Source organism: Arthrobacter globiformis (genome assembly GCF_003261175.1).
GTDB classification, from domain to species: Bacteria; Actinomycetota; Actinomycetes; order Actinomycetales; family Micrococcaceae; genus Arthrobacter; species Arthrobacter globiformis_A.
In genome coordinates, this window is record NZ_QLNP01000098.1 from 304,160 (window position 1) to 321,829 (window position 17,670).

20 protein-coding genes are annotated in these 17,670 nt (G+C 63.2%); 10 read left to right on the top strand and 10 right to left on the bottom strand.

Annotation, left to right across the window (positions count from 1 at the left end; translation table 11 throughout):
* The first annotated feature begins 27 nt into the window (after positions 1 to 27).
* The 9 genes from infA to DBZ45_RS18050 all read left to right on the top strand — a co-directional run bounded on the left by infA (position 28) and on the right by DBZ45_RS18050 (position 5,766).
* Entirely contained in the window at positions 28 to 249 is a 222-nt protein-coding gene (gene infA / locus DBZ45_RS18010) for a translation initiation factor IF-1 (RefSeq protein WP_011775571.1), read from the top strand.
* Positions 250 to 319: 70 nt separating this feature from the next.
* Positions 320 to 433, top strand: a complete 114-nt coding sequence (gene rpmJ, locus DBZ45_RS18015) for a 50S ribosomal protein L36 (protein ID WP_009358722.1) — start codon at positions 320 to 322, stop codon at positions 431 to 433.
* A 172-nt stretch (positions 434 to 605) separates the two neighbouring features.
* A complete protein-coding gene (rpsM, locus tag DBZ45_RS18020) occupies positions 606 to 980 on the top strand; it encodes a 30S ribosomal protein S13 (protein ID WP_018760436.1) in 375 nt (124 codons plus the stop codon).
* 71 nt (positions 981 to 1,051) lie between these two features.
* Positions 1,052 to 1,453, top strand: coding sequence for a 30S ribosomal protein S11 (gene rpsK, locus DBZ45_RS18025; protein WP_003803734.1), 402 nt, complete (start codon positions 1,052 to 1,054; stop codon positions 1,451 to 1,453).
* A 133-nt stretch (positions 1,454 to 1,586) separates the two neighbouring features.
* Positions 1,587 to 2,597: a DNA-directed RNA polymerase subunit alpha gene (locus DBZ45_RS18030; protein ID WP_056626606.1), complete on the top strand. Its 1,011-nt coding sequence runs from the start codon at positions 1,587 to 1,589 to the stop codon at positions 2,595 to 2,597.
* Positions 2,598 to 2,675: 78 nt separating this feature from the next.
* Positions 2,676 to 3,275: a 50S ribosomal protein L17 gene (gene rplQ, locus DBZ45_RS18035; RefSeq protein ID WP_111905202.1), complete on the top strand. Its 600-nt coding sequence runs from the start codon at positions 2,676 to 2,678 to the stop codon at positions 3,273 to 3,275.
* Between the two features lie 31 nt (positions 3,276 to 3,306).
* On the top strand, positions 3,307 to 4,197 hold the full coding sequence (truA, locus tag DBZ45_RS18040) for a tRNA pseudouridine(38-40) synthase TruA (protein ID WP_190243174.1): 891 nt from the start codon (positions 3,307 to 3,309) through the stop codon (positions 4,195 to 4,197).
* 79 nt (positions 4,198 to 4,276) lie between these two features.
* Positions 4,277 to 5,140 carry a response regulator transcription factor gene (locus DBZ45_RS18045; protein ID WP_111905204.1) on the top strand — a complete coding sequence of 288 codons (864 nt, stop codon included), beginning with the start codon at positions 4,277 to 4,279 and terminating at the stop codon, positions 5,138 to 5,140.
* Between the two features lie 140 nt (positions 5,141 to 5,280).
* Positions 5,281 to 5,766 (top strand): sensor histidine kinase, encoded by a 486-nt coding sequence (locus DBZ45_RS18050; RefSeq protein WP_111905205.1) that lies wholly within the window; start codon positions 5,281 to 5,283, stop codon positions 5,764 to 5,766.
* A 41-nt stretch (positions 5,767 to 5,807) separates the two neighbouring features.
* Here DBZ45_RS18050 and DBZ45_RS18055 read toward each other — a convergent pair whose 3' ends face one another.
* Both DBZ45_RS18055 and DBZ45_RS18060 read right to left on the bottom strand, forming a co-directional pair.
* Complete coding sequence (locus DBZ45_RS18055; RefSeq protein ID WP_111905206.1) at positions 5,808 to 7,574, bottom strand: HNH endonuclease signature motif containing protein; 1,767 nt, start codon at positions 7,572 to 7,574, stop codon at positions 5,808 to 5,810.
* Between the two features lie 82 nt (positions 7,575 to 7,656).
* On the bottom strand, positions 7,657 to 9,324 hold the full coding sequence (locus tag DBZ45_RS18060) for a sensor histidine kinase (RefSeq protein ID WP_111905207.1): 1,668 nt from the start codon (positions 9,322 to 9,324) through the stop codon (positions 7,657 to 7,659).
* A gap of 251 nt (positions 9,325 to 9,575) precedes the next feature.
* Between DBZ45_RS18060 and DBZ45_RS18065 the strand changes: the two genes are divergently transcribed.
* Positions 9,576 to 10,358, top strand: a complete 783-nt coding sequence (locus tag DBZ45_RS18065; RefSeq protein ID WP_190243175.1) for a response regulator transcription factor — start codon at positions 9,576 to 9,578, stop codon at positions 10,356 to 10,358.
* A 17-nt stretch (positions 10,359 to 10,375) separates the two neighbouring features.
* Here the strand turns inward: DBZ45_RS18065 and DBZ45_RS18070 are convergent, their stop codons facing one another.
* From DBZ45_RS18070 to DBZ45_RS18105, 8 genes are all read right to left on the bottom strand, one after another.
* Entirely contained in the window at positions 10,376 to 10,837 is a 462-nt protein-coding gene (locus DBZ45_RS18070) for an Hpt domain-containing protein (RefSeq protein WP_111905209.1), read from the bottom strand.
* Between the two features lie 106 nt (positions 10,838 to 10,943).
* Positions 10,944 to 11,831, bottom strand: a complete 888-nt coding sequence (locus tag DBZ45_RS18075) for a type II secretion system F family protein (RefSeq protein ID WP_111905210.1) — start codon at positions 11,829 to 11,831, stop codon at positions 10,944 to 10,946.
* 7 nt (positions 11,832 to 11,838) lie between these two features.
* The gene (locus tag DBZ45_RS18080; protein WP_111905211.1) at positions 11,839 to 12,771 is read right to left on the bottom strand and encodes a type II secretion system F family protein; all 933 of its coding nucleotides are present in this window, start codon (positions 12,769 to 12,771) and stop codon (positions 11,839 to 11,841) included.
* 5 nt (positions 12,772 to 12,776) lie between these two features.
* Positions 12,777 to 14,354, bottom strand: coding sequence for a CpaF family protein (locus DBZ45_RS18085; RefSeq protein ID WP_111905212.1), 1,578 nt, complete (start codon positions 14,352 to 14,354; stop codon positions 12,777 to 12,779).
* Positions 14,355 to 15,548: an AAA family ATPase gene (locus tag DBZ45_RS18090; RefSeq protein WP_111905213.1), complete on the bottom strand. Its 1,194-nt coding sequence runs from the start codon at positions 15,546 to 15,548 to the stop codon at positions 14,355 to 14,357.
* Complete coding sequence (gene cpaB, locus DBZ45_RS18095; protein WP_111905214.1) at positions 15,545 to 16,321, bottom strand: Flp pilus assembly protein CpaB; 777 nt, start codon at positions 16,319 to 16,321, stop codon at positions 15,545 to 15,547. Before cpaB ends, DBZ45_RS18090 begins: the two co-directional genes overlap by 4 nt.
* Position 16,322: 1 nt before the next feature.
* On the bottom strand, positions 16,323 to 17,300 hold the full coding sequence (locus tag DBZ45_RS18100; protein WP_111905215.1) for a TadE/TadG family type IV pilus assembly protein: 978 nt from the start codon (positions 17,298 to 17,300) through the stop codon (positions 16,323 to 16,325).
* The gene (locus DBZ45_RS18105; RefSeq protein WP_111905216.1) at positions 17,288 to 17,662 is read right to left on the bottom strand and encodes a TadE/TadG family type IV pilus assembly protein; all 375 of its coding nucleotides are present in this window, start codon (positions 17,660 to 17,662) and stop codon (positions 17,288 to 17,290) included. The genes DBZ45_RS18100 and DBZ45_RS18105 overlap by 13 nt, the downstream gene beginning before the upstream one ends.
* Between the last annotated feature and the right edge of the window lie 8 nt (positions 17,663 to 17,670).

The window sequence follows — 17,670 nt, forward strand, 5'->3', positions numbered from 1 at the left end:
TGTGGCAAACAACAGTTAGCGGAGGATATGGCCAAGAAGGACGGGGTCATTGAGATCGAGGGCGTAGTGACTGAGGCGCTGCCCAACGCGATGTTTCGCGTTGAGCTCACCAACAAGCACGTGGTCCTCGCACACATCTCGGGGAAGATGCGCCAGCACTACATCAGGATTCTTCCTGAGGACCGCGTAGTGGTGGAGCTGAGCCCTTATGACCTGACACGTGGTCGTATCGTCTACCGCTACAAGTAAACGTTGGGTGGCCAAGGCAATTGCCTAAGGCCGCTCCAACGGCCCAACTGCTATCACGCAAAGGAACGCCATGAAGGTCAAGCCGAGCGTCAAGCAGATCTGCGAAAAGTGCAAAGTGATCCGCCGTAACGGCCGGGTCATGGTGATCTGCGAGAACCCGCGCCACAAGCAGCGCCAGGGCTAATTCCCGTCAGGGAATCCCTGGGTTGCTAACCCACGCAAGTAAATAAAGGCAGCACAAGCTGAACTGGGACGCATGAGCCCGGACAGCTAACCCCCGGTCGGAGGCTGGGGCCGCACTGAAAGTGCGGGTGTACTGCCTACGACCTCCGGTTTATTCAAGGAGTACCGCCACTATGGCTCGTCTCGCTGGCGTAGACATTCCCCGCGAAAAGCGGCTGGAAATTGCGCTTACTTACATCTACGGCGTGGGCAAGACCCGTGCACACGAAACCCTGACTGCCACCGGCATCAGCGCTGACGTTCGGGTCAAGGACCTGACGGACGCGCAGCTGGTAGAGCTGCGTGACTACATTGAAGGCAACTACAAGGTTGAGGGTGACCTTCGCCGCGAAGTAGCAGCAGATATCCGCCGCAAGGTTGAGATCGGCAGCTACGAAGGCCTGCGTCACCGCAAGGGCCTGCCCGTACGCGGTCAGCGTACGAAGACCAACGCTCGTACCCGCAAGGGCCCGAAGCGTACCGTCGCCGGCAAGAAGAAGGCCCGCTAAACCGCACTTGCCTGACGGCAAATGTGGGATCAGCAAGGCCTTCCCCCAAATAACTTTCTGTAGGAGAAGAAATGCCCCCGAAGACTCGTGGCGCGGTTCGCAAGCCGCGTAAGAAGGACAAGAAGAATATCGCGCTTGGCCAGGCGCACATCAAGAGCACGTTCAACAACACCATCGTGTCCATCACGGACCCGACCGGTGCTGTGATTTCCTGGGCTTCCGCCGGTGAGGTTGGATTCAAGGGCTCGCGTAAGTCCACCCCGTTCGCTGCGCAGATGGCTGCCGAAGCCGCCGCCAAGCGTGCACAGGAGCACGGCCTGAAGAAGGTTGACGTGTTCGTCAAGGGACCGGGTTCCGGACGCGAAACCGCCATCCGTTCGCTGCAGGCTGCCGGCCTCGAGGTTGGCTCCATCCAGGACGTCACGCCCGCCGCGCACAACGGCTGCCGTCCGCCGAAGCGCCGCCGCGTCTAAGTACTTTCCGCGCAGCCGGAGCTTGCCCGGGCCCGTTTCGGGTCCGGGCAAGCCCGCCGCGTTAAGTCCTCAGACCGATTTTCCACCACCTGTGTTGCGTCATATAGCGGATGCTCGCCGAAAGGAAACCTAAGTGCTCATTGCACAGCGCCCCACCCTCTCCGAAGAGGTCGTCTCCGACAACCGCTCCCGGTTCATCATTGAACCGCTGGAGCCGGGCTTCGGATACACCCTCGGAAACTCCCTCCGCCGTACCCTGCTCTCCTCCATCCCCGGTGCCGCTGTAACCAGCATCCGGATCGATGGCGTGCTGCACGAGTTCACCACGGTTCCGGGTGTCAAGGAAGATGTCACCGAGATCATCCTCAACATCAAGAACCTGTCCGTGTCCTCCGAGCACGACGAGCCGGTTGTTGCTTACCTGCGCAAGCAGGGCCCCGGAGTCGTCACCGCGGCGGACATTGCTCCGCCGGCCGGCGTCGAGTTCCACAACCCGGATCTGCACATTGCCACGCTGAACTCGAAGGGCAAGTTCGAACTCGAACTGACCATCGAGCGCGGCCGCGGCTACGTTTCGGCAGCTCAGAACAAGTCCGGCGACGCAGAGATCGGCCGTATTCCGGTTGACTCCATTTACTCGCCGGTGCTGAAGGTTACTTTCCGCGTGGAAGCCACCCGTGTTGAGCAGCGCACCGACTTCGACAAGCTCATTGTCGACGTCGAGACCAAGCAGGCCATCGCCCCGCGCGATGCCGTTGCTTCCGCTGGTACCACCCTGGTGGAACTGTTCGGTCTGGCCCGCGAGCTGAACACCGCAGCTGAGGGTATCGAGATCGGCCCGTCGCCGACGGATGCTGCCCTGGCAGCAGACATGGCTCTGCCGATCGAGGATCTGGACCTCACCGTCCGTTCCTACAACTGCCTCAAGCGTGAGGGCATCCACACCGTGGGTGAACTCGTTGCCCGCTCCGAGGCTGACCTGATGGACATCCGCAACTTCGGTGCGAAGTCCATCGATGAGGTCAAGGCAAAGCTGGTTGAACTGGGTCTGTCCCTGAAGGACTCCCCTCCCGGTTTCGACCTGGCAGCCCGCGCCGCAGCCATCGAAGAGGACGACGCCGCGTTCAGCGACGACGAGCTCTAACAAGCAGATCTTGGCCGAGGGGCTGGCCCGCACCGCGTAGTGCGCAGCCTCCCGGCTTCCATATGAGGAGAAACAATTATGCCTACCCCCACTAAGGGTCCGCGCCTCGGAGGCGGCCCGGCTCACGAGCGTCTCATGCTCGCGAACCTGGCAGCAGCACTGTTCGAGCACAAGCGGATCACCACCACGGTCACCAAGGCCAAGCGCCTGAAGCCGTACGCAGAGCGCCTGGTCACCTTCGCCAAGCGCGGCGACCTCGCTTCCCGCCGCCGCGTTCTCGGCCTGATCAGCAACAAGGGCGTCGTCCACGAGCTGTTCACCGACATCGCTCAGGCTGTGGAGAACCGCAACGGCGGCTACACCCGCATCACCAAGATCGGCAACCGCAAGGGCGACAACGCTCCCATGGCTGTCATCGAGCTGGTTCTCGATCCGGTTTCCGCCAAGCAGGCTGTTGTAGCCGAGGCCACCCAGGCTGCTGCCGCTGCTGCTCCGGCCGCTGAGGAAGCACCCGAGGCAGAGGTCGTTGAGACCGAAGCTGCAGAGACCGAAGCTGCAACCGAAGAGGCTCCCGCCGCTGAGGAAGCTCCGGCCGAAGAAGCTGCTGCTGAAGAGGCTGCTGCGGACGAGTCTGCAGACGCTGCTGCTGCTGCTGACGAGGCCAAGGACGCGAAGTAATTCGCTAAATCCTTCGCATAGACTTGAGTCTATGACCCACCAGGAACCCGCTGCCCCCGTTTTGGGGGGCGGCGGGTTTTTGCGTATCCGGCTTGATTTGGCGTACGACGGCCGTCCGTTCAGCGGGTGGGCAGTGCAGCCGGGACGGCGCACCGTCCAGGGAGTTTTGGAAGAGGCGCTGGAGCTGCTGCTCCGCCGCCCCATACGTGTCACGGTGGCCGGCCGCACCGACGCCGGCGTGCACGCCCGCGGCCAGGTGGTGCACCTTGACCTCACGGAAGCCGAGTGGCTGGGACTGAACCGTGGTGCGGCGGTCGATCCCGCCGTCGCCCTCCTGCGCCGCCTCCGGGGTACGCTCAGCCGCGGGCTGGGGGACCAGACCGGCGCCATCATGGTGCGCCACGCTGCTGTGGCCCCTGAAGGGTTCGACGCCCGTTTCTCCGCCCTGTGGCGCCGCTACAGCTACCGCATTGCCGACGGCCCGGAGAAGTGGGATCCGCTCGGCCGGTACAACACCCTTTGGCACAAGACGCCCCTGGACGTGGACCTGCTGAACGAAGGCTCGGCGCAGCTGCTGGGCCTGCACAACTTCCTGTCCTTCTGCAAGCCGAGGGAAGGTTCCACCACCGTCCGGGAACTGCAGCGCTTCGAGTTTGAGCGCGGGCAGGACGGCGTCATAGTCGTTACCGTCCAGGCCGACGCCTTCTGCCACAACATGGTGCGTGCCCTGGTGGGCTCGGCGCTGTACGTGGGGGAGGGGCAGGAGCGTCCGGAGTGGCTGCACGAGCGCCTGCTGGCAAGGAAGCGCGACGCCCGCTCCGTCCTGGCTGCACCGCACCCCCTGGTGTTCGAGGAAGTGGCCTACCCCTCCGACGGTGAACTGCTGGCCCGGGCGGAGCTCACACGGGCGGTGCGCCAGTAGTATCTGCCCCGGTTTTCGCGCCGCGGCTAGTAGGCTGAGTCGCAGTCTTTAATCATGCGGTCCTTACAGGGGGTAAGGGATGAATGATCGTCGCGTCGTTGTCGTTATCGATCGGGACCAGGAAGTCCGGTCCTTTTTGCGCACCACGCTCGGGGAGGCCGGTTTCGTGGTGCACTGCGCTGCCACCGGCGAAGCCGGACTTGCGCTGGTGCGTGCCAAGCAGCCGGACACCGTCACCCTGGATCTGGTACTCCCGGACATCGGCGGCTATGAGGTGCTGCGGCGCATCCGCGAATTCAGCCACACCTACATCCTGATCATCACCGCGCGAAGCGGCCTTGGAGCGACCTTGAAGGCCTTCGATGCCGGGGCTGACGATTACATGGTCAAACCCATCCGGCCGCGGGAGCTGCGGGCCCGTGTGGACGGCATGCTGCGCCGGCCGCGGCAACTGACGGTCCCGCCGATCGTGACGCCGCGGGAAGCGCCGCTGGTATCACCGCGGCTGCGGGCCTCCGCAAAGGCGAAGGCCATGCCTGAACCCGCTCCGGCGCAATCCCTTGCAGCAGCGCAGGGCCTTCCGGCGGCCCAGGGCCGTGCAGCAGGGCAGGCCTTCGAGCACAACGGGCTGGAGATCAACAGCGCAACGCGGGCCGCAACGCTCGGTGGGCGTGCCCTGCAGCTGACCCGTACCGAGTTCGACCTCCTGTACATCCTGCTGCAGCGGGGGAGTGGCGTGGTCAGCAAGGCGGAACTCGTCGGGCTTTTGGGTCTTGCGAAGCGGGAAGCAGGCGCGATGGGCCGTGGCGGCAATGCGGGTGCGCGGGACCCTGGCCGGATTGTCGAAACCCACGTCGGCAACCTGCGCCGCAAGCTGGGGGACGACGCGAGGCAGCCCCGCTGGCTGAAGACTGTCCGCGGGTCCGGCTACACCCTGGCATAGGCCACGTCGGGGGTGTGTCCGGAGGTCAGGACGCTGCGGCGTCCGCGCCGTCCGGGACGCTCAGAATGCGCCCCTGCAAACGGGGGACACGCCGTCAAGGTTACAAGAAAATAACAAGGCGCCGGGCGCACGGTTAAGTCATGAAATCACTTACGAGCGACGACGTCGTCGCAGTCCGTGGCGTTCTTACCGATACGCATCCGGTCGATTTCTACGTGCTTGGCGTCGCGGGGGCGATTGACCGTTTGGCCCTCCCGCTGCGCGAACGTGGGATCGCCGTGCACCTCGAGGCGCCCCATCATGGAATGGAAGTGGACAGGAAGTCCGCCACGCTGCTCTACCGGGCGGCGCAGGAGCTCCTGAGCAACATCCATAAATATGCCGACGCGTCCTCCGTGACCGTCCGGCTCTGCTGTGTCTGCCGATCCGGGGACAACCATGCGGTCCAGCTCCGCGTTACCGACGACGGCGGCGGTTTCGATGTGGAGACCGCCACGCACGGCAGGCACTCGGGCATGGGGCTGAGGCTCATGCGCCTTGCCGTCGGTTCTGCGGGAGGCAAGATGGCGATCGATTCGGCTCCCGCGGAGGGAACCCGCGTGACCGTGACCCTCCCGCTGGATTAAGGGCAAGGGAGAGGGCACGTCTCCCTACTGACGCGTGCTTCCTACGCGGCTGTTACCGACGCCCGGTCAGGCCACGGATCCGATGGCAGTGCTGATTCCGTGCCGTTGAACGCGTCGGGGCCGTCGACGCCGTCCGGTGCGTCATAAGCTTCCGGGCATTCGCGACCTTCGAAACCGGCGAGACCGTAGTCATCGTCGAACCTTTCGAACTCCTCCGGCCCGTCTGGTTGGTCCATCGGTTCGGGCCAGCCGGCCGGTTCTGGCCAGCCCAGGGGCTCTAGCCAGGCCTGGATTTGTCGTGGCCATTCGGGTGGTTCCCAGTCCTGATGTTCGCTGGGGTAGGAACGTCCCGACGGTGAGATCCAGCCGGGCGATTCGTGGGCGGTAGCGCCGACCGGTCTCCACGCAGTGGCGTGCTTCAGTCGGTGGTGTTTGGGGCAGGGTTGGCCGAGGTTGGTGACGCCGGTGCCGCCGCCGCCGGCCCAGGCGAGGATGTGGTCGGCGTCGTTGTCCAGTGAGTGGTTGTTACAGCTCGGGAATGTGCAGCTGGCGTCCCGGAGCCGTAGCCATTGGCGCATCGGTTTCGTTAGGCGGTAGCTGGTGCGTCCGATTTCCAGCGGCGCACCGTCGCGGGGGTCGGTGAGCACCCTAAGGAATGACGTCGCGCCGTCGGCGGCGAGGCGGCGCGCCATGCTGGCGGGGATGGGCCCGTACCCGTCCAGCGTGGCCGGTTCCTCGGACAGGCCGAGCAGCGAGAACACCGGAACTGTGACCAGCACCTGCGCCCGCGGGGACGGCACACCACCAACCGGCACCTGACCGACCGGCACAAGACCGGACGGCGCATCACCTACGGGGACAGAACCTGCGGGCGTTGAACCGGCCGGCACGGCGTCTGCGGGGACCTTTTCTGCGGGCGGGTCCTCAGCCGTGCCGCCGACTCCCGGCGCCGGGCTGAGGAGCCACGTGGCGAAGGCGTCGACGCGGAGCTGGGTCAGGGTCCGGGATTCGGTGGGGCCCTGCAGGGCGCGGGCGGCGACGGTGGTGCGGTTCCAGATCCCGGCCGCCTGGTCCGCGGGCAGATACGTCGAGAACCAGGCCATGCCGTCCCGGTCCGGGACGTACTCCAGCCGCCGGTCCTTCACGCTCTTGCAATGGCGTTTTTCGATGCTGACCGGGTGGTGCCGTTCCCGCCAATAGCGCGCCTTCGCCCGAAACCTCGCCGGCGTCAGCTCCCCCGCGGCACAGCCCCGCGCCGCGTTGGGCGCGTCCGGGTCCAGGAAATGCGCCTCAAACGCCGCGGCCGCTTCCGGATCCAGCCCGTCCGTTTCATCACACAAGATGCGCACGTGCTGCCACGAGATTGTTCCCGCCCCGAGCGCGGCCAGCGTCAACGGCAGATCCCCGCTCAGCCTCGCCGATTCCTCCAGAAACCGTGCCGCCGACCCCTCACTCACAGTCAGCGCACCCGCCACCTCCGCCGTCACGGACATCCGCCGTACGGTGCGGTCCTGCGCAGACGCGCCAGGCGGAGTCATGGCCTCCTCCGCTGCGGAGTAACCTGCTGCGAGATGCACCTTCACGGCCGCCAGCCGCGCCTCCATCCTGGCCGCACCAGCCAGACCGTCCAGGCACGCATCCGCCTGATCCCCGAGCGGATCCGCCTCATCCTGCGGCGATTCCGCCGTATCCGGCAGCAAATCCGCGCCGGTCGGACCCGGATCAGCTGCCCCACGGAGCTCAGCAGCCAGCGAAAGCGCGGAGGGACTGATAGCCTCCAAAGCATCCGCAGCCGCACTGTTATCCATACCCAAAGCCTGCCATCGGCCGATGACAAAAACGACGTTGCCCTGGGGCTATGTGGATAACCGGACCTGGCCTAAAACCGCGTCAGGACTCGCGAATCGCCTCAGCCGGCAGCGTGAGGGTGAAGGTGGTGCCAGCCCCGGGTTTGCTCTGGCAAGAGATGTTCCCACCGTGCCGCTCCACAATGGTCTTGGTGATGGACAGACCCAGTCCCACCCCGGGAATGGCGGCCTGGCGCGCCGCTTGGGTGCGGAAGAACCGCGTGAAGATACGCGAGGTTTCCTCTTCGCTGATACCCATGCCCGTGTCCTGGACCTTCAGCTGCACCCACGATTCGCTACGCCGGGCACTCACGGTGACTTTGCCGCCGTCGGGAGAGTATTTGATGGCATTGGACACCAAGTTGTCCAGAGCTTGACCGATGCGGAGCGGGTCAGCATGCGCCCACAGCGGCGCCGGGACGTCGGTGGCAAGGGCGACGTGGCTGGCGTCGGCCTGCGCCTGGACCGAGCCGATGCTGTTCTCGATGAGGCCCGCCAGATCGGTCCGCCGGGGATGCACGGCCAGGACGGCGGACGCCGACACCAACAACTCGGAGACCAGGGAGAGCAGCCGTTCGGCATTGCGTTGCACCACTTCCAGCCGGTGCACGGAGTCAGGGGACAGGCCGTCCGCTTCATCAAGGACCAGGTCAACATTGCCCAGGACCGACATCAGCGGACTGCGGAATTCGTGGGAGACGTTGGAGATCAGCTCTTCCTTGGCGGAGAGGGCTTCCACAAGACCTGTGACGTCTGTGTAGACGACGACCGCCCCGCTGAACCCGCCGTCGTCGTTCTTGATGATGCGCGCGGCGGTGGAGACGGCCTTTTGCGAGGGTCCCTCGCCCAGCCACACCAGGTAATCAGCGAAGGTCTCGCCGGCAACGGCACGGTGGATCGGGCGCTTGTCCAATGGAAGCGGAGTTACCCGGTCCTGCCCGAACATGAGCTGCTGGGCTTCCAGCGGTTGCTCGGTGCCGGCGGGGGCCGCTGCCTGCCGGAAGGTTTGTTGTTGGTTGTTGACCAAAACCTTCTGGCCGTCCGCATCCACGGCCACAATCCCAACGTCGGTGGTGTCCAGGATGGTCTTGAGCAGCCGTTCGCGGTTCCTGCTTTCCACGAGAAGTTCGCGGAGTTCAGCGTCCTTCTTCTCCAGCCTCTGGCGCTGCAGGCGGACGTTGGCGCTGGCAAACCTGATTGCCAGCGACACAGCCAGCATCATTAGCGGCAGCAGAATTGCAGTGGCCATGTCCGAAGGTGAAATTTTGGGAAACTTTTGCACCAGCGTTGGAATGCCGATGAGGAGGGTGCCGAAAAAGCTCAGGAATATGGTGGTACGCGGGAAGTTGTCGGAGCTGGAAAGCCAGATCACCGGGAATATCGCCAGAACTCCAAGTCCGGCAACGGCGGGAACCGCGCCGTTGCGGGCGAGTCCGATGATCACCATGTCGAGTATCGGAATAACCAGGTAGGCGTTGGGCGGTAGCCGTTCCCAGGGAACCAGAAAGCAGGCGAGAAACGTCGTCACCATCATGACGATGGCAGCAATAAATACTGGGCTCTCGATCAGTGTGGGCCACACTGCGGGCGCGGCGATCGCCAGCGCGGCGAGGATGACTGTTACCGGGAGCTGGCAGAGCGCCACCTGGACGCGGGGCTGCAGGCGGCGGAAGAAGCGGTCCGTGTCGCGGACCAGCACGTGCTCACCCAAGGCGGCTGCGCCCGGTACTGGCCTGCTCTTCCGAATTCGGAGACCGCCCGTGTTTGTGCGATGACATGATGCCCATTATGCACGCCTATTCTTCGGCATTTGGAGGGGGCGGCGCCGGTGCCCGGTGTACGTCCAAAAGATATGGGCAATTTTCGCTCATTGGGCCCCTCTACGTTGTAGCGTAGGTAATCTGGTAACGCTTACCGCATTGCGCTGGGCTGTGCGGTGGTTTTGCCTGGATAGAGGTAGTGGTGGGTGATCTTGGTGTTGCCGTGGTCATCGAGGATGATGTTGACGTTCGGAATCTCCTTGACGCGGTTTTGCAGCAGGCTGGTTTTGAGGTGCACTCGGCAGGGACCGGGCGTGACGGGGTTGATGTTGCCAGGCAGCGCCAGGCGAACGTAATAACCCTCGACGTCGGTCTTCCGGACATTGACGGCTTTGAAGTCCTTCGGCGCATCCGGCAGTTCAGCGACGCCTACATTGTGATGCTGACCGGCCGGGATGAGGAGCTGGACACCATCACGGCACTCCAGGGCGGAGCGGACGACTACATCGTCAAGCCCTTCCGGCCTCGGGAACTGCGGGCCCGGATAACGGCGATGCTGCGCAGGCCCCGGGTTTCTTCTGGCGATGATGCTCCGTCTTCTGCGGAGTCCGGGCCGGCTGGCTCCGCCGCGCCCTCCGGTTCGCGCCGGGGCACCGTGCTGCAGCACAACGGGCTGGCACTCGACACCGAAACCCGGACCGTCGCCCTGGGCGGCACGCCTCTGGGGCTGACCCGTAGCGAATTCGACCTGCTGCACGAGCTGCTGAAGGGAACGGGCGCGGTGCGCACCCGGGCCGATCTGGTGCGAGTGGTGCGGGGCGAGTATTACGGCGAGGACACCTACATCAGCGAGGCCGACGAGCGGGCCGTCGAGGTCCACATCGGTAACCTGCGCCGGAAACTCCGGGAGGACCCGCAGGATCCCCGTTGGCTCGTTACCGTGCGGGGCGTGGGCTACCGGCTGGCGCCGAAGAGGGCGGAGTAGGCGCCTTACCTAGGCTCCTAGGCCTCCGGCGGGAGGTAACCGTGCTGGAGGCCGCACACGGTTTGGTCGCCGGTAAGCACCACGAAGGGCAGCAGCCGGCGGACAGCGGATAGGTCTCCGCTCTTGACGAGGCGTTCCAGGTTTACCGCCAGCTGGGCCAGTCGTGAGGCACCCACCATCATGGCCGAGTTCTTCAGGCTGAGCACGGCGTCCATGGCTGCATCCGCGTCGTCGTTTTCGACCGACGCTTCGAGGTAGGTCCGGCGCTTGTCCCAGATCTTGATGTAGTCTCTGGCGAAGTTGTGCGCCACGCCGGTGTTGCCCATGTCTTCTTCCAAATCGTGAAGGACATCCAAGTTTAAGACGGGCAAGGTGGCACTCTCCGATTCGTGGTGAAGCATGCCATCGTCGCTCGCAGGCGCCGGAAGGCAGACGCCGTTGGCGTTGCTCTCGGCTGCTCCGGAACCTGAAATGGACATGACTTAAGGCTACTTTCTGAGGTTGGGAAAACCCTGATTGAGCTTGGATCCTGTGGAAACCCTGCGGGTACCTTGTGGTGGGGGTAGGCCTGCGGAACCAACAACCTTACTGGTTTGAGAACGTCTCGATCGTGTTGATGACGGCCGGGCCCAGGATGGCGATAAAGAGGACCGGGAAGATGAAGAACAGCAGCGGAAACAGGATCATCACCGGCAGCTTCATCGCCTTTTCCTCGGCACGCTGGCGGCGCTTGACGCGCATCACCTTGGCCTGAACGCGCAGGACGCGGCTGATGGCAATGCCGTACATGTCTGCCTGCACCACAGCCTGCACGAAGCTGCGCAGTTCCGGGATGTTTGTGCGCTCGGCCAGTGCGAGATAGGACTCACGGCGGCTCCGGCCCACCTGCATGTCCTGGAGCGTGCGGACTAGTTCCTCCGAGAGAGGGCCCTTGCCGTTCTCGCCGGCGCGCGCCATGGCGCCCTCGAAACCCAGGCCTGCCTCAACGGAAATCAGCATCTGGTCCAGGGTGTTGGCGAGTTCCAGTTGCATGGCCTTCTGCCGCTCCTGTCCCTTGCTGTAGAGCATCAGGTCCGGGATGAAGTAGCCCAGGAACAGGATGAAGATGCCAACGAGCTTCATGATCGGCGTCGTCCCGATGGAGCTGAGCCACAGTCCAACGAGGCCGCCCACCAGACCCAGGGCGGGTTTGGCCGCGAGCACGCGGCCAAGCGGAAGGTTTGCCGGGCGGCCAGCGAGGGAGAGCAGGTGGTCGAGCTTCTGCACGTAGCTGGCAGGAGTGAGCCGGCGGCCAATTTGTTCAAGCCGGCCAGTGCTGGTTTTCTTCTCCACTTCGGACCGGTGGCTGGCGCCCCTCGAAAGAATGTCGCGGGCAACCGCTTGGCCTTTTTTGTCTGCGGAGAGCAGGGACCAGACAAGGTAGCCGAGCGGCAGACAGATCAGGAGGAGGGAAAGGAGAATTAAGGGATCCATGGCTGCCTCAGAACTTCAGATCGATGATCTTGCGCATCCAGAGACCACCGATGGTCATCAGGATGATCGAGGCAACGATCATGATCCAGCCCAGAACGGTGGAAACCATCTTATCCATGTAACCCGGGCTGACCACCATGAGCATGGCTGCGATGCCGATAGGGAGCGCCATAAGGATGTAAGCGGAGAATTTCCCTTCTGCGGCGAGGGACTTGATATGGCCCTTGATCTCGTTGCGCTCGCGGATCGTCTCGTTGACCTGGTCCAGGACTTCAGCCAAGTTGCCGCCCACTTCACGGTTGATCTGGATGGCTTGGGAGATCCAAACAAAGTCCTCGTTCTGCATGCGCTCCGCAGTGTCGTTGAGCGACACGAGCAGGTCCCGGCCGAGGCTGGTCTCCGAGACGACCCGGCGCATTTCCTCGGAGGTCGGCGCCTGCGATTCGTTGGCCGCTGCATCGATGGCCCGCAGGATACTGTGCCCCGCACGGAGGCTGCCGGACAGCAATTGTAGGGTGTCGCCGAGCTGGTCTCCGAACTTGGTATGCCGCTTGCCCGTCAGGACGCCCAACACAAGATGTCCGATGAACGGCGCCGCGATGACAAGGAGAATGGCCAGCAAAGGCCCTGCCACCACGAGCCCCACCATTGCGCCTACAAAGGCGCCGATCAGGACCAAGAGCAGGAAGTCTGCCTGACTGAGTCGGAGGCCCGCGTTTTCAAGGGCGTCACGGTTGAAGAACCGGATGTTCCGCTTCGCAAGGAAGCGCTCTATTCCCTGGACGGCTGAACCGGCAAAGCGGGTCAGTTGGGAATCTGATTCGGTCCGGAACGGGCGACGGCGGTCGAGCGGCACAGCAGGAGTGCGGGGAATCATCACTGCGACCCCCGCGAGGGCGATGGCGGCAATCACGAGGATGATTCCTAAAGTCAGGACCATGGACGTCAGTGCTTTCCGTTAGAGGCTGAAGAGGCGCCGAAGACACCTGCCGAAACGTGGATGCCCATGTCTTCAAAGCGGTCGATGAAGCGCGGACGGATACCCGTCGGAATCGGCGAACCCAGGAACCGTCCGTGCTGGTCCACGCCCGCGGAATAGTCGAAGACGAAGGCATCCTGGAGAGTGACGATGTCGCCCTCCATCCCCTGGACCTCGGTCACGTGCGTAATCCGCCGGGTGCCGTCCCGCAGCCTGGAAATCTGGATGATGAGGTTGACCGCCGAGGCGATCTGCTCGCGGATGGCCCGTAGCGGCAAGTCCATTCCCGCCATGAGAACCAGGGTCTCCAGACGCGCCACGGCGTCGCGGGGGGAGTTGGAGTGGACGGTGGAGAGCGAGCCGTCGTGCCCCGTGTTCATCGCTTGGAGCATGTCGAGCGATTCCCCGCCGCGAACTTCGCCCACCACGATGCGATCAGGTCGCATACGGAGCGAGTTCCGGAGCAGTTCGCGGATGGTGACTTCGCCCTTGCCCTCAGTGTTGGGCGGCCTGCTCTCCAAGCGCACCACGTGCTCCTGCTGGATCTGGAGCTCCACGGCATCCTCGATGGTAACGATGCGCTCATTACCGGGGAGGAACGATGAAAGGACGTTGAGCAGTGTTGTTTTGCCCGTGCCGGTACCGCCGGAGACGATGATGTTCAGTTTGGCCTTGACGCAGGCGTTAAGCAGCTCCGCCATCTCGGGTGTGAGAGTCCCGAAGTTGATCAGGTTCTGGACGGTCAGTGGAACCTTGCTGAATTTTCGGATTGTCAGCGACGAACCCCCGACGGCGAGCGGAGGAATAACGGCGTTCACACGGGAGCCGTCTTCGAGTCGCGCGTCAACCAGCGGCGAAGATTCATCAATGCGCCGGCCCACTTTGGAAACAATGCGCTCGATGACCTTGCGCAGATGGTCCTCTGAGCTGAACCGGGATTCGGTCAGAGTCAGCTGGCCCTTGCGCTCCACATAAATCTGGTCCATCCGGTTCACCATGATCTCGGTAACCGCCGAATCGTCCAGGAGTCGCTGCAGCGGCCCGTAGCCCAGCACGTCGTCGGCCACGTCCGCCACCAGACGAGTGCGCTCCTCTGCTGTCAGCGGCACCTGTTCGGCGTCGATGATGCGGATCAGCTCTTCCCGCGCAGTGCTCCGAAGCTCCTGTTCGGTAATGGCGGAATCATTGAACCTGGCCCCCATTTTTTCGAACAGGGCGGTTGCCGCGCGCTGTTTGAGAGCTGCAAAGACGTCTACCGGTTGCTGAGGCTTCGGCTTGAACACCTCGCTCTTGGCTGCAGATGGCTGCGGGAGCTTCGGTGCCAACTCCTGCCGCACTGGTTTTGGCGCGATGGGTTCATGACGTGACGAAGATGCAGCCGGGCCTGCTTGAGAGCGCGCCGGGGAGGCTTTTCCCACTGTCCCTGGCTGGGTCGCCGGCGGAGCCTCGACCGACGAGGAAGGCGCAACGGCAGCCGCCGTGGCCGGGGCGACCCCATGCTGGGACTTGGCCTGGGCCACCTGAATTCGTTCAGACAGCTTCATCTAGACCACCACCCGCCGGTGGCTTCGCCGCTGGCCCTTGGCCTGGTCATGCGGGCTGAATCGCTCCACCAGCTGATTTAGTCCCTTGACCGCCGGATCCCTTTTTGCTTCCTGCAGTACCGGCACCCCGCGGTTGGTAGAGAATGCCACGGCACGGGAACGCGGAACGCTGACATCGACCGGAGCGCCGATGGTGGATTCAATGTCCTGGACAGAGAGCCCGCATTTGGCGTCCGCCATGTTCAGGACCACGTGTTTTCCTTCAGGCAGAATGTTGAGCTGGCGGAGGATATTCAAGCCGGAGCGCAAGCCACGGACGCTGGGAATGTCCATTGCGCTGACCCAAACCACGTCAGTGCAGGCCTCCATTGCTGCCAGTCCTATCTCCGGCAAACCCGGCGCGGTGTCTACAACGACGTACTGGAATTCTTCCGCCAACTGCTCAAGCAAGCGGGTGACCTGCTCAGGCGCAATGTGATCGGCATCGACAGGGTTGTCGGGTGCGCAAAGGGCATAAATACTCGAAGGGTGAACCGTGAGGAACGCCTTGAGCACCAGGGTGTCCTGGCTTGCGGCGGGGGAGACTGCATCCGTAACGGTGTGCTCGGGGCTGAGGTAAAGGCCAGAGGCCACGTCGCCGAACTGCAGATCAAGGTCCACCAACACCACGCTCATCGGAGCGACTTTGCCCAAGCCTATCGCGAGATTTGTGGCGATGGTCGTCTTACCTACTCCGCCCTTCGGAGAGAAGACGCCGATTACTCGCCCCTTGCTGCTGTGAGCCTGTTGTGGTTGTTCCAGCCGGTGACGACTCGCGAACGACTGGCATGCGCGCTCCAGTAGCACCCGCATCTGGGCGGGGTCGGCGGATGGGCTGAGGATATCGCGGACGCCTGCACGCATGGCCTGCAGGATGAGCTCGGGATCAGGTTCGCTGACGAGGAGAACTGTAAGGTCCGGCACTTGGACGTCGAGCACCGTGGCCAGGCGCAGGGCCTCGTCGATGGGCACATCGGGACCGAGAATGAGGACTTCTGGCTGGTTCTGGTTGAGCTGCGCGAACAGATCGTATGGGCCTGCAGGCAGGAGGTTGGTGAGGAACGTCTGGACATCGCCCTGCAGCCCGCCGGTCACTGCCTGCCGCAATCGGCTGTCGAAGTCAGCGTTCGGGGTGATCAGGACAAAGCGGCTCACTTGTACACCTCGGTGCGCTGGATGATACGGGGACCACTGTCCTTGGCATTGGTGGGCTCCTTGCTGAGCCACATCTTGGCGTATTCCGCAGCGAAGACGATCTTTGCGGCGTCAACGTCGCTAACGGCGACGGTCAGCATGAGGTTGCCCATAGGGAGGGCCGTGTCCTGCGGGTCAGCGGCGTTGGAGTCAGCACTCGCAGTAGGTGCGGGCTGGGTGGTGGCTGCTGGCTCGGGCGCGCGCTGTACTGCCGTTACCAGAGCCTTGCGGACCGTCAGCTTGGTGGCTTCGGCGTCGGGCTTGCCGTCCAGTCCGCCTTTATCCAAGTTGACGAAGACCCCTACGTGGTCGCCCGGAGCCAGCCTGCCGCCCACAACACGGTCCGGCTCAAGCTGGAAGGAGACTTCCTGCAGTCCCGCCGGAACTTCCACTGACCCCTGGGTCTTGAGCTCTTCAGGAGCGACCAGGCGTTCGGCTACTAGCTGTTCCCCGGGAACCAGATCGACGGCGGCCACCTCGCCCTTGGATTCGTTAAGGGACTTAAGGGAGGAGCCAGTCACGGCGGCTGCCGGTAGTTGCTCCGTGGTCAGCGAGGCCGTCATGGATTCCACCGGAGTGCCGGCAGGAATCGCAGTCTTCACGACCAGCACCGCCACGGGCTCGAGGTTCTTGACAGCCCGCTGATCAGCACCCTGGGCATAGAAAATAACCAACATCCCGCCGATGATGGCGAGGACTAGGGCCGCGATTCCGGCTACTAGGCGTGACTTCACGTCAGGGTTCTCCAATTGTGAGACGGACGACAGACGTGCCGTAATCAGGTGCGTTGCCGAGCTCGAGGGCTTGGGAAAGCGAGACGTACTTCACGAAATGTCCGCGAATGCATTTGTTGCAAATTTGGTTGCCAGATATTTGCCAACTTGCACTAGCAAAGCGGTAGGCGGTTACGTGAAACGCAGCGAAGCCCTTGATGTAGTAGGCGCCTCCGGAGCCAGTCCCTGCCGCGACGGCGTAGAGGGGGAGGAGCACTGTTTGATTGTTCATTTTACTTAGGTCGGCCGTGGTGCACTCGGAAGGCATACTGGCACCGGTATCGCTGTATACCCAAGTTCCTTGATGGTCAGCAGGCCCGGCGGTCACAGTGATGCCGCATGTGCTGTCCGTTGGGTCCTTCAGCCAACCGAATCCGCCAGGAATTCCGCCGCAGCCGTTGACTGCCAGTTCAAGCACTTGCTCACTTCCCACGCCGGCTGCGGAATCCAGGTTGAACTTGCATTCCGCTATTGCAAGCGGCAGGATCATGCCGCCTTTTGACGGCGTCCCCCACTGAACGCTTGATGTAGCTGTCACTTCCGAGGTACTGGAGCCAATAATGCGGGCGAAAAAAAGGGAGACAGAATTAGGGGTGGTTCCTGATTCCTTTGCCCCTACTGTCACTTGGACCGTGTGGTTAGGTTTGTCGAGGTGGATGGACTTCACGTTGCTTAGGCCATCCACGGCATTGTTATTGGCCAGGTCAGTCGCCATTGGAGCCGTTGCGGAGCAGTTGATATCTGTCTCGTCCTTGGCGCATTTATGGGCAACCATCAGGGCAGCTGAATCCGAGCCATTCTGCAGTTGGGCGCGTTCAGAGTAGAGCATCGCAACGTCAATGGAGACGGCGGCGAAGCCGAGGAGCACTACCATGAGAATGGCGACTATGACGGCGATTCCGCCCCGTTCCCTATCAGCCCGGGATGCTAGCCGCCGCACAGCATGGTTCCTCTCCCTGTCATAGCGAACGGACCGGCGATGCCGGTCATCGTGCTGAGTGAGTAGCTGACAGTCACCGTCATCTGGACCCCGACGGCGCAGTTAGCGCCACTGAAGGCGATGTCGGCATCCGCCAGAGCCGGGCTTAATTGCGTTGCAGCATTTTTAGCCGCCGTCCGAGCGGTGGCTTGGCTGCCGTTGATCGCCATGTTGCGGACACCTTCGCGGGCGGCATTGGTAAGTGACACTTGGACGTTGTAGGCCCGGCCGAATTCCATGATGCCTAGGAGCAACAGGATTAGTACGGGCGCAAGAAGTGCGAACTCAACTGCGACAGCACCACGCTCTAATGACTTCGACACTTGGCGGC